The organism is Planosporangium flavigriseum (assembly GCF_011947225.1).
GTDB lineage: Bacteria > Actinomycetota > Actinomycetes > Mycobacteriales > Micromonosporaceae > Planosporangium > Planosporangium flavigriseum.
Window position 1 is genome coordinate 153902 of record NZ_JAATVW010000014.1, and the last position, 10749, is coordinate 164650.

At 68.6% G+C, this 10749-nt stretch carries 12 protein-coding genes and 1 pseudogene; 7 read left to right on the forward strand and 6 right to left on the reverse strand.

Annotated elements, in window-relative coordinates; all coding sequences use genetic code 11:
* Positions 1-122 precede the first annotated feature (122 nt).
* Positions 123-2285 carry an amylo-alpha-1,6-glucosidase gene (locus HC028_RS19330; RefSeq protein ID WP_239075415.1) on the forward strand — a complete coding sequence of 721 codons (2163 nt, stop codon included), beginning with the start codon at positions 123-125 and terminating at the stop codon, positions 2283-2285.
* 70 nt (positions 2286-2355) lie between these two features.
* Here HC028_RS19330 and HC028_RS19335 read toward each other — a convergent pair whose 3' ends face one another.
* The gene (locus HC028_RS19335; protein ID WP_240940254.1) at positions 2356-2670 is read right to left on the reverse strand and encodes a hypothetical protein; all 315 of its coding nucleotides are present in this window, start codon (positions 2668-2670) and stop codon (positions 2356-2358) included.
* A gap of 63 nt (positions 2671-2733) precedes the next feature.
* Here HC028_RS19335 and HC028_RS19340 point away from each other — a divergent pair, with 63 nt between their 5' ends.
* Positions 2734-3006: a hypothetical protein gene (locus HC028_RS19340; protein ID WP_203981262.1), complete on the forward strand. Its 273-nt coding sequence runs from the start codon at positions 2734-2736 to the stop codon at positions 3004-3006.
* Between the two features lie 189 nt (positions 3007-3195).
* Here the strand turns inward: HC028_RS19340 and HC028_RS19345 are convergent, their stop codons facing one another.
* Together HC028_RS19345 and HC028_RS19350 are read right to left on the reverse strand one after the other, a co-directional pair.
* Complete coding sequence (locus HC028_RS19345) at positions 3196-4512, reverse strand: outer membrane protein assembly factor BamB family protein (protein ID WP_168078766.1); 1317 nt, start codon at positions 4510-4512, stop codon at positions 3196-3198.
* 99 nt (positions 4513-4611) lie between these two features.
* Positions 4612-4941 (reverse strand): STAS domain-containing protein, encoded by a 330-nt coding sequence (locus HC028_RS19350; protein WP_168078767.1) that lies wholly within the window; start codon positions 4939-4941, stop codon positions 4612-4614.
* 494 nt (positions 4942-5435) lie between these two features.
* On the opposite strand from HC028_RS19350, the gene HC028_RS27760 reads away from it, so the two are divergent.
* Genes HC028_RS27760 through HC028_RS19365 form a run of 3 tightly spaced genes read left to right on the forward strand, consistent with a single transcriptional unit; the run spans position 5436 to position 7320 of the window.
* A complete protein-coding gene (locus HC028_RS27760; protein ID WP_168078768.1) occupies positions 5436-5696 on the forward strand; it encodes a hypothetical protein in 261 nt (86 codons plus the stop codon).
* Positions 5697-5752: 56 nt separating this feature from the next.
* Positions 5753-5920, forward strand: a complete 168-nt coding sequence (locus HC028_RS27765) for a hypothetical protein (protein WP_168078769.1) — start codon at positions 5753-5755, stop codon at positions 5918-5920.
* Between the two features lie 2 nt (positions 5921-5922).
* Positions 5923-7320, forward strand: coding sequence for an FAD-dependent oxidoreductase (locus HC028_RS19365; protein WP_239075417.1), 1398 nt, complete (start codon positions 5923-5925; stop codon positions 7318-7320).
* A gap of 161 nt (positions 7321-7481) precedes the next feature.
* Here HC028_RS19365 and HC028_RS19370 read toward each other — a convergent pair whose 3' ends face one another.
* The 3 genes from HC028_RS19370 to HC028_RS19380 form a co-directional block, all read right to left on the reverse strand.
* A complete protein-coding gene (locus HC028_RS19370; protein WP_239075418.1) occupies positions 7482-7916 on the reverse strand; it encodes a DUF488 domain-containing protein in 435 nt (144 codons plus the stop codon).
* 104 nt (positions 7917-8020) lie between these two features.
* The gene (locus HC028_RS19375) at positions 8021-8485 is read right to left on the reverse strand and encodes a Trm112 family protein (RefSeq protein WP_168078770.1); all 465 of its coding nucleotides are present in this window, start codon (positions 8483-8485) and stop codon (positions 8021-8023) included.
* A gap of 10 nt (positions 8486-8495) precedes the next feature.
* On the reverse strand, positions 8496-8996 hold the full coding sequence (locus HC028_RS19380; RefSeq protein WP_168078771.1) for a class I SAM-dependent methyltransferase: 501 nt from the start codon (positions 8994-8996) through the stop codon (positions 8496-8498).
* Positions 8997-9429: 433 nt separating this feature from the next.
* On the opposite strand from HC028_RS19380, the gene HC028_RS19385 reads away from it, so the two are divergent.
* Both HC028_RS19385 and HC028_RS27770 read left to right on the forward strand, forming a co-directional pair.
* Positions 9430-10164, forward strand: coding sequence for a hypothetical protein (locus HC028_RS19385; RefSeq protein ID WP_168078772.1), 735 nt, complete (start codon positions 9430-9432; stop codon positions 10162-10164).
* 232 nt (positions 10165-10396) lie between these two features.
* A pseudogene (locus HC028_RS27770) lies at positions 10397-10591 on the forward strand (cold-shock protein); the annotation flags it as partial.
* Between the last annotated feature and the right edge of the window lie 158 nt (positions 10592-10749).

Sequence of the window (10749 nt, forward strand, 5' to 3'; positions counted from 1 at the left end):
CCGGGCCAGGGCTGGCTCAGCCCGCAGCGTCTGGCCGGTGCGGGGGCGTAGCCGGCGATAGAGTAGCGGGACGTAGGTGAACGAATCGCATTCCGGAGCCGTCCCGCCCGTGGAGGTCTGCCGTGACCACGACGGCTCGCCGCCCTACCCCGGCTGACCCGACGCCCACGCTGACGCCCACCAGTCGGACGCGGGCCGCGACGACCCGCAACCTGCCACCGGAGCTGGGGGCCGACGCGGTCGCCGTGCTCGAGGGCGACACCTTCATGTACTCCAATGCGGTCGGCGACGTGCCCAGCGGTTCGATCGGCGGTCTCGTCCACGAAGACACCCGGTTCCTGGGCCGCTGGGAACTCACGATCAACAACCGTCCGTTGCTGGTCCTCAGCGCCGACACGGTCGACTACTACTCCGCGGCGTTCTTCCTCACCAACCCCGAGCTGCCCGGTATGCGGGCGAACACCCTCGGGGTGCGCCGGGAACGCTTCATCGGCGACGGCATGCACGAACGCATCACGCTGGAGTCCTTCGCCGAAGAGCCGATCTCGATTCAACTGCGCCTCGCGGTCGGCACCGACTTCGCCGACCTGTTCGAAATCAAGGATGTCGTTGCGGACCGGTCGGCAAGAATCACCCGCGAGCACGCTCCGGACGGCTCGCGGCTGGGCTTCTCCTACCGCAACCAGTCCTTCGAGGCCAGCACCGAAGTCAGGGCCGACCCGCCGGCCAGCCGGGTGGACGGCGACGACCTGGTGTGGGACATCAAGCTGGGACGCAACCACAGGTGGTGCTGCGAGCTGACCGTCCCGCTGCACCAGGGACCGACGGACATCCCACCGACGCGCCGACACTTCGGCGAGATCTTCCGGGAATTCGCTCACGACCTGTGCGCCCAGTGGGAGACCAAGGCGCCAGTTCTGCACACCGACTCCGAGCTGCTGCGCGACGTGATCCACAAGTCGATGCAGGACCTGCTCGCCCTGCGAATGCAGCAGCGTACGGAGGAAGGCCGGAGCATCGTGCTGCCGGCCGCAGGACTGCCGTGGTTTCTCACCCTCTTCGGCCGCGACACACTGATCACGGCCTACCAGACGATGCTCTTCGGCCCGGACCTCGCGCGTGGCGCCCTGCTCAAACTCGCCTCTCACCAGGGCCGCGTGGTCGACGACTTCACCGACCAGGAACCGGGCAAGATCCTGCACGAGGTCCGTAGCGGCGAGTTGACCCGGCTCGGGCTCATGCCACACAACCCGTACTACGGCACCATCGACGCGACCCAGCTGTGGCTGATCCTGCTGTCGGAGTACTGGCGCTGGACCCTCGACGACGATTTCGTCCGTCGGCTGCGCGACAACGCGTACGCGGCGCTGCGCTGGATCGACGAGTACGGCGACCGCGACGGTGACGGGTACGTCGAGTACGCCACCCGGTCGTCACAGGGGTTGGGCAACCAGTGCTGGCGCGACTCCTGGAACGGTGTGCAGTCCGCCGACGGCACCATCCCGGTGCTGCCCATCGCGACCTGCGAGACCCAGGGGTACACCTACGACGCGAAGCTGCGGATGGCGCAGCTCGCCGAGGGTCCGCTCGACGAGCCGGAGGTGGCGCGGAAGCTGCGGAAGCAGGCAGCCGACCTGTACGAGCGGTTCAACCGCGACTTCTGGATCGACGAGCGGGGCGGCTACTACGCGCTGGGCCTGGACGGCGACAAGCACCGGATCGATTCGATGACCTCGAACATGGGCCAGCTGCTCTGGAGTGGGATCGTGCCGCACGAGCGGGCCGCGACCATGGCCCGGCAGCTGATGTCCGAACAGATGTTCTCGGGCTGGGGCGTGCGCACCACCTCCACCGCCGAGCGCGGCTACAGCCCGATCGGTTACCACACGGGTACGGTCTGGCCGCACGACAACTCCCTCATCGCACACGGGTTGGCCCGGTACGGATTCCGTGACGAGGCCAACCGGATCATCACGGCGATGCTGCAGGCGTCCGAGTTCTCCCAGTACCGCCTGCCGGAGGCGTTCTCCGGCTACGACCGGTCCTTCGGTCGGGTACCGGTGCGCTATCCGACCGCCAGCAGTCCACAGGCGTGGGCGACGGCCGCTCCGGTCCTTTTTGTACGGACCATGCTCGGGGTCGACGCACCCGATGGCGAGCTCGTCGTCGATCCCGCCGTTCCCGCCGAGATCGAGTGGATCGAGCTGATCGGCATGCACGCCGACGGCCGGAAATGGAACGTGCGAGCCACCGGCAGCACCGCTCACGTCCACCGTGCTGGGTGACGGATCAGCAGCACGCCATGCCACTCGCTCGCGCCCACCACGGCGTGGTCGAACCGGTCCATGGCCGCGTCTACCGCAGGAGTTTGTCCAGGGTGATTGGCAGGTCGCGGACGCGGATGCCGGTGGCGTGGTGGACGGCGTTGGCGATCGCCGCGGCGGTGCCGACGATGCCGACCTCGCCGAGTCCCTTGGTGCCCATCGGGTTGACGTACGGGTCGTCCTCGTCCACCCAGTACGCCTCGACCGAGCCGACGTCGGAGTTGGTGGCGATGTGGTACTCGGCGAGGTCGTGGTTGACCACGTGCTCATGCCCCTTGGCCTGGCTGGAACGCGTACCGGAATCGTCACGCCGTCGCCGCATGATGGGTGCGTCCGGGGGCATCATGCACCCGATCCGACCGGCCTCCAGTAGGGCGGATGGGGTTTCCGGCACCCGCAGCCGCGCGGGATGGACACCTCGTGGCGTACCTTCCTTCGCGCCCAGGCGTCCGGACTGTTGGCCACCGACTTCTTCCACCTCGACACCGTCACCCTGCGCCGCCTGTATGTGCTGGTCGTGATGGAGGTCGCCACCCGCCGGGTGCACATCCTCGGCGTCACCGCCCATCCGACCGCGGCGTGGGCGGTCCAGCAGGCCCGCAGCCTGGTCATGGACCTCGGCGACCGGGTCATGTCGTTCCGGTTCCTGATCCGGGACAGGGACACCAAGTTCGCCACGTGAACGTCTCCAGCGGACCCCACCACGTGTATAAGAGTCGGCTCTCGCGCACGAAATCGACGTTCTCGGCCAGCGCACCGCCGGCACGACCGCCACATGACACCACCCCGCCCAATCAGGACACTCCTGCCGGGTGCCGGCGGCGTCTCGCTGTCGGGGAGCCGACCCGTGTTCGCGACCGGTGTCAGGAGGTCACGCGCCGGCGACGGCGGCCACGCCGGTCATCGTGCCGACGTACGCGTGGCCGCGGGCGAGAGTCGGTGAGGCGAAGCGGTGCACCTTGCCGACGGGGATGCGTTGGCGGACCACCCCGGTGGCCGGGTCCAGGGCGGACAGGATGCCCAGTGAGGTATCGATGACCCAGACTGCCCCGCCACCGATGGTCGGGGAGCCGCCGCCGGAGACCACCGCCTGCCAGCCGACGGTGATCTTGCCTTTGGTGTTGATGGTGACCGCGCGGGGGCCGTCGACACAGGGTACGTAGATGGTGTTGCCGCTGACGGCGGCGGCGCCGAAGGTCGGGCAGACGTAGGCCTGGTCGATCTGGCCGCCGATGCCGCCGAGGTGGTTGGGTTTGAGGGTGTAGCCGACGCCGCGTTTGCCGTTGGCGTACACGTACCCGCCGGCGAGGGCGGGGGTCATGGAGCCGAGGTCGGCGTCGGAGGAGTTGTCCTCTGCCCAGATGGTCGGGGTGAACCGGTCGACCAGTTTGAGCTCGGGGTTGAGGGCGATGATGGAGTCGCTGCCGTCGTAGGTGGTGGTGGAGGCGCCGTTGCCGGTGGCGTACATGAGCCGGTCGCCGACGAGGATGCCGCCGCCGGGGGCCCAGATCCCGCCCTGCCGGGTGGTGGGGACGTGGTAGCTGATCGGCTTGGCCGGACCGACGACGGGGAGCGAGACGACCGAGCCGATGTACCGGTCGCAGTCGCCGTCCAGCCCGCCGTAGGGGATGTAGATCCGGCCGTCCACGAGGCTGAGCGCCCCGCGCTGTTGGTGGGCGACCCGGTTGCCTTCCGGTGGTTCGGCCGCGCGTCGCTGGCGTACCGTGCCGGTGGTGGCGTCGAGGCTGACCAGCATGTGCCGGGCCGCGGTGGTCTCGGAGAGGGCGAACAGCAGCCTGGTCGCAGGGTCGTAGACCATGGTGCTGGTGATGCCGAGCGGGTTGATGTTGCCGCACGGCAACTGCGACAGCGGCATCGGGGAGCCGACGTGGGTCGACCAGATCGTCCGGCCGGTCGCCGCGTCGAGGGCGTAGACGGTGTTGTTTTCGGTGGCGGCGAAGACCCGGTCGCCGACGACGAGGGGCTGGCCGTAGACAGCACCGTCGAGCGTGGCGTCCCAGGCCTTCGAGAGGGTGCCGAGCGGTGCCAGTTCCGGGGCGACACCGGAACGGGTGTTGTCGTGGTGGTAGGTCGTCCAGTCCGCCGGATCCGGCCCGGGCGGGTCGGTACACATGGCGGACACCAGGACGACGATCAGGAGGGTCACCACAGTGACCGCCAAGAGCATTCTCGAACGTCGTGCCCGGACAACACGTTTCACCGGCGTGAGGTCCTCTCACGTAGGTACGTGGCGGCCCTGACACACCCGAGCTAGCCAGCAGAGACCTCAAGATCCAGGCGTGTGGCGGTCTGCGGACCGAAACCTCGGCGCATGGCAGCCCAACCCCTCGTCGACTCCGGCGACGTGCAGCATCCGGGCCACGAGGGGGCTCGGGTTCACGACTCGCATCGCAACACCGGTACTGCTGATATCGCGCTGCACGCCGATCAACGCGCTCAGGCCGATGCTGTCGATGAACGTGACCAGCCCGAGATCGACCACCACCCCCGGAGGCCTCATCGCGCTCACCTCCGCCGACAGGTCTTCGCGCAACGTGGCTGTCGAGGCCAGGTCGAGTTCGCCACGTACGTCGACCACCACCGTGCCGTCGGACAACTGACGGGTGCTTAGCTGACCACTACCCACGCCAACCCCCTCCACCGTTGCCGCCCGAGGATCGTCGGTCGTTACCCGGCCCGGGCATTGCCCAAACACGTCCCAGCCGGTGCAATGCGGGCGGGCCATCAGGGGGCGGGCTCACTGAGGTGGTGCTGTATCTATCGGCCGGGGCTGCCCGTCGGCCTCCGACCGATGGCGGCGCGCTGGCGGGCCAAGGCGCCGAGCGGAGGCATCGGTTCCACCGTCGCCAAACGTCCCGCCCGCCGACACTGAGACCCGCCGGCTTGGCGGGGCGCCACAGACAAACGTGTTACCAGCCGTGAACGGGGCATGTCTGCCTGAGCATTGCAGGAGTTCCAGCGGCGCAGGCGAATCTGGTGCGGGGTACCACGTTCGGAGTTGAGCAGGTGTCGTGAGGCGTTCCGAGGATCTCGGCCGAATGGGGCGGGCAGCGGCGTGCGGCGCGGAATGCTTGAGGAAAGAGGCCGACTGTGGCTGAAAACATTGACTTGGTCATTCGGTTTCACCCGGTGGGTGGTGACGACGTCTCCGTGCTGTGTACGGACTTTGCGGACCCGGGGGAGGCGCTGGAGGCGGTTACCCGTGCGCTGGGCGACCGGCGCGGGCTGGTCTTGGCGCATGCGAGGGAAGACCGCGAGGCTCGCGAGCATGGCATGGTCATCAACCTTGCCAATGTCGTGTCCGTGCGGGTGTCGAGGACCGACCATGAAAGGGCGGGCCCGTACCTGTAACGGCTGGATCGCCAGGGCACGAGGTAACGACCACGAACGCCGGGGAGGTGCTCGACGTGACGGTCGCGCTCGTGATGATCGTGCTGATGCTGCTGGTCGTGAGGCTCGGGCTTGGCCCGTCGACGCTGAGTCAGACCCGTTGGCCAAGCCGCGACGGCGACCGACCGTTGCCGCCCATCACCTGGCCGTACTGGTCGGGACAACGACGAGAACAGACGGGCTGACCATGCCACGCACGGTTGAGCTGACCATGACGGCGGCCGTGCGCGCCACCACGGACGTGCTGGTGGTCGGTGCCGGACCGGCGGGGCTCGCGGCCGCCATCTCAAGCGCTCGGCACGGCGCCCACACGCTGGTGGTCGAGCGGTACGGCTACGTGGGCGGCAATCTCACCGCGGGTCTGGTCGGCCCGTGCATGACCTCATACAGCCTGGGCGGCGGCGAGCAGCTCATCCGCGGCGTGTTCGAGGAGCTGATCCTGCGGATGGAGGCGGAAGGTTCCGCGATTCACCCCTCCCGTGTGCCGGCGGGCAGCCCGTACGCGGGTTTCATCACCTACGGCCATGACAAGGTCACCCCGTTCGATCCGGAGGCGGTCAAGGTGGTGGCGGCCGAGATGTGCCTTGCAGCCGGGGTCGAGTTGCTGCTGCACACGCTGGTGGTGCAGCCGCGGCTGGACGGCGATCGCGTCACCGGCGTGGTGGTCGCCAGCAAGTCGGGACTCGAGGTGCTCGAGGCGTCCGTCATCGTCGACTGCTCCGCCGACGCCGACGTCGCCGCGCGGGCCGGGGCGCCGGTCCGGGTCGGCCGCGACGCCGATGGCCTCACCCAGCCGATGACGCTCTTCTTCAGGGTCGGCAATGTCGACGACGCCGTGGTCGAGGAGTACGTGCGGGCACACCCCGACGACAGGCGGCCCTTCGCGTCCATCGTCGAAGCCGCCCGTGCCGCCGGGGAGTTCACCATTCCGCGACGCGGCGTCGGGCTCTACAAGACCCTGCAGTCGGGCATATGGCGGGTGAACACCACCCGGGTGCAGCGCCGCGACGGTACCGACGTCGGTGACCTCACCCGGGCCGAGATCGAGGGGCGGCGGCAGGTCGTGGAGCTGATGGGCTTCTTTCGCCGACGGCTGCCCGGCTTCGCCGACTGTTTCCTGCTCGACACCGCGGCGACCATCGGGGTGCGCGAGACCCGGCGGATCGTCGGCGAGTACACCCTCACCCTCGACGATCTCGTCTCGGGCCGCGACTTCGCCGACGTCATCGCGCTCTGCGGCTACCCCGTGGACATCCACAGCCCGACCGGCAGCGGCGGCGGCGTCGACGAACAGCTACGCACCGCCAACGCCTACCAGATCCCGTACCGTTGCCTGGTGCCGGTCGGCCGTGAGCAGTTGCTGGTCGCCGGGCGCAGCGTGTCGAGCACCCATGAGGCGCTCGGCGCGATTCGGGTGATGCCGGCCGCCTTCGCGATGGGCCAGGCGGCCGGGACGGCTGCCGCGTTGTCGCTCGTCGACGGGGTCAGCCCACGCCAGCTGGACGTCGCACGCCTGCAGGCCGTGCTTCTGCGCGACGGTGCCTACCTCGGCCGCGGATTCGCCGGCGCGGGTAGGGGAGTGTAGGTCGTGGCGAGCCCGGTGATCCGGCGGGTGTTGCCGTTGCGGGACCAGTACCTGGTGGCGCAGGGAAAGGATCTCGACGTCTTTCGCCCGCACATTCGCAGACGCCAGGAACAGGAGTGTGGGTACCCACCGGGGCCGGTCGTTGCGCGGCATGACGGTGATCAATCGCTCGTTCTGCTGTCATGTGGCCGTTTATCGGCCACGAACCTTCCGGTCTGCTCGGTGTCCGAGTCGAAGGTTTGGTCGACGCTGTTGGTGAGCAGGTCGACGAGGACGGCCGTGTGGGCGTGCTCGACGTCTCGGGCGGCCGTGAGCAGGGTGAGCGGTCCGGCCTGGGCCAGTGTCCGGAGCCGGTGGAGTGAATCGGCGTGCTGGCGGTCGGCGAGTTCGGTCCGGTAGCGGTGGGTGAACTCGGCGAACCGGGCCGGGGCGTGGCCGTACCAGCGGCGCAGGTCGCTGGACGGGGCGACGTCGCGCAGCCACTCGTCGACGGCGGCGGCTTGCTTTGTCAGGCCGCGTGGCCACAGCCGGTCGACCAGTACTCGCCGACCGTCTGCGGGGTCGGGTTCGTCGTAGGCGCGCTTGACCCGTACCACCCTTGCAGCGTGCACCCTGGCGGGCGCCCGCGCAGCTCGGCAGCCCGTCACGGCCGTTGGTGGCAGGTGGTAGGTCCGGTGCCGCAACGCTGATGTCAACCGCATCATCTGCCGACGGTGGCGGGCTGGCTGGCGGGGATGATGAAGTCCCAGTACGCGCCGGTGCGTGGGTAGGCCGTGGAGCAGGACAGGCAGGATGCCATCTGCGTCGTCCAGGTCAGCGGGCCCCGACAGGCCGGGCAGGCCATCCGGGCGGCTAAGGCGGGAGCCTCGTTCGGCGCATGTTCGGACACGCCGGTCAGGGTGGCCGGTATCGGTGTGGGTCGCCGTGCCAGCAGAAACTGGCTAGGCCCCGGCCAGCCGCGACCGCCGGGCGCGGCGGCGCGCGTGCCCGGCTGGAATGCCGGCGGGAGTGCCCGGGTCAGCAGCGGCGGCAGTGACCGATCCCAACGCGGAATGTTGATCACCTTCGCCGCGATCCAGGTCTGCCAGCCGTGCTCGCCCAGAAGGCGCCGGAGCGAGCTGACGTGGAGGTTCGCCGACGGCTTGGTGCGGGTGCCGGCTGTCACTGGCGCCAGGCTATGTGCTTCGTCCCCCGTCCAGCCAGGCGACGCCGCGCGGCACACCTGGGGTGTGGTGCGTAATCGGGGCTTCGATGAGCCAGCGGTCGCCGACCGTCCGGCCCATCTCGGCCAGTGTGCGTTCGATGTCGGGCAGGTGGTGCAGCACCCGGACCACCATCGCCGCGTCGAAGGCTGCGTCGACGAACGGCAGCGCGTTCAGGTCCGCGCGTACCAGGAAGGCGCGGCTGGCGGCAAGGTCATCGGCGAGCAGTTGACCGGCGTGGATGAGGTTGGTGGCGGAGAAATCGACGATCACGTAGTGGGCGGCGGCGTTGCGGTAGTGCCGGGCGTTGGCGCCGAAGCCGCGGCTGAAGTCGGCGAACCACCGTGGGTGGCAGAGCAGTGGTAGCAGCCGTCGCAGCGGGTGGTTGTTGGCCCGCTGTTCGTACTCGCGGCCGTGCCAGGAGATCCGATAGTCATAGCGATGCCCGCCGCAGTTCATGATCTGCCGTGTCACGTCATCCCCTCGTGTGTCCAATGTGGTAGCTGAGTGCCGCTGGCTACGAGGTCAATGAGGTGTGTTCCCAGCGCGGCCGCGGTGTGGCGAAGCCGGCGTACCCCGTCCAGCATGAACAACCCTTTGAGGTCTGACCTGGGTATAGGTGGTGTTCTTGCTGCGCGTGACATGGGCGGCTAGTGCCTTATCTCCATCCCCGCAAACCCCGGTCATCCACAAGGCGCACTAACCGACATAGCGGCCGAGATTCCCCTGATCAGGACGTGAAGGTGGGCGGGTTATGTTCGATGGCGGTGTCATGGCGCGGTTGAACCGGCGCCCCTGGGTGAGCAATGAAGGACGCGTCGAAGTGTCCGGCCGACGGGCTGCGTTGCCGGGATGTCCGCCGACGGGCTGCGTTGCCGCGATGTCTTAAGTCGCCCAAAATCTGGGCATGGAGTGCGAGCCGGGCGCGGCTGAGGCGTTTGAGTGGTTGGGCCTGTCGTGGGCTGACCGGTGGCTCACCGAGCTGGGCGCTGCCTCCCCTGCCTTGGCAGCGGTGCATCGGCTCGCCGCCGTGGACGACCTACGCAGCGTGGACCTGGCAGGCGAAGCGTTGCGATACGGGTTGGCGCACTCGTTTCTGCTGCACGCGCTGCTGGTACGCGGCGACTGCGTCGACCTCACCCCGTTCGATCATGGTGTGCCGCTCGGGCAGCTGACCACGACCCCCGTATACCGCAGCGACGCCCGCCACCGGGGAGAGGGGAAGGCCCATGCGCCGGGCTGCCAGCACCACAAGCAGCTACGCAGCGACGACGACCGGTGCACGCTGGGAGAGTGGGTCGAGCGACGGTCCGCCGCGGCGGGGGAGTCCGTCTCATCGCGGGAGTCGTGCCTGTGTGGCAGGTGTGGTGGATTCGCCGTCCGACGGCTGGACAGCGCCCAGCTGGGCTACTGGCGTGCGGCGCATGAGGTGTACGAGGCGACCAGGACCTTGGACGCGTGCGAGCAACATCTGGCCGGCGCGTGCGAGCCAGGCCAGAATCTGGAGCGTTGTGACCGGGCATTACAGACGTTCACCCGCCTCGGCGTTGTGCTCGACCGCTATCCAGACGAGCCGGCCCTGGCCGAGTACGTGAAAGATCTGCGGGTCCGACACGAGACGCTTGCCCGGCGGTCGACATGAGGCGGTAGTCGCCGCCCTCACCGTCGCCGTGGCCGGGCCATCCCCACCGTGGGGAGCCGAGAAATCCGCGAACAGGCTTGTTAGCGGCCTCGACGCTCGGGTAGGGCACCCGCCGGTCAACGGCTCGCACGGCCTCGCGTTGTTGCCGGGGGCGAGCGATGTGAAGGTGGCTATACCAAGACGGGTCGCGGTCCACGTGCGTGGACCGGTCTGTTCGGCAGGGGAGAATGGCATGGCGCAGGGCATCGTGAAGTGGTTCAACCCCGAGAAGGGCTTCGGTTTCATCCGCCAAGACGAGGGCCATGGCGACGTGTTCGTGCACTTCTCCGCGATCCAGGGTGGCGGTTACCAGTCGCTTGAGGAGAACCAGCGGGTCGAGTTCGAGGTCACGCAGGGCCAGAAGGGACTGCAGGCAGAGCAGGTTCGCGTCATCGGATCCCTTCCGTGGATACCCCGGCCTTCAGGGCGGGGAGGAAACGGAACGCCTGCGGAGCAGGGCAGGGAAAAGCCGATCCGCCGTCAAGGCGGATAGGCGTCTACTCGCGTGTCACCGCAAGGTTCACTCGTTAGTGCGCTAGTTTGTGA

Excerpts from the sequence above, each read along its gene's own strand:
- HC028_RS19345 (WP_168078766.1), bottom strand. The coding sequence starts at position 4,512 with ATGCTCTTGGCGGTCACTGTGGTGACCCTCCTGATCGTCGTCCTGGTG.
- HC028_RS19335 (WP_240940254.1), bottom strand. The coding sequence starts at position 2,670 with ATGATGCCCCCGGACGCACCCATCATGCGGCGACGGCGTGACGATTCC.
- HC028_RS19365 (WP_239075417.1), top strand. The coding sequence starts at position 5,923 with ATGCCACGCACGGTTGAGCTGACCATGACGGCGGCCGTGCGCGCCACC.
- HC028_RS19385 (WP_168078772.1), top strand. The coding sequence starts at position 9,430 with ATGGAGTGCGAGCCGGGCGCGGCTGAGGCGTTTGAGTGGTTGGGCCTG.
- HC028_RS19340 (WP_203981262.1), top strand. The coding sequence starts at position 2,734 with ATGGACACCTCGTGGCGTACCTTCCTTCGCGCCCAGGCGTCCGGACTG.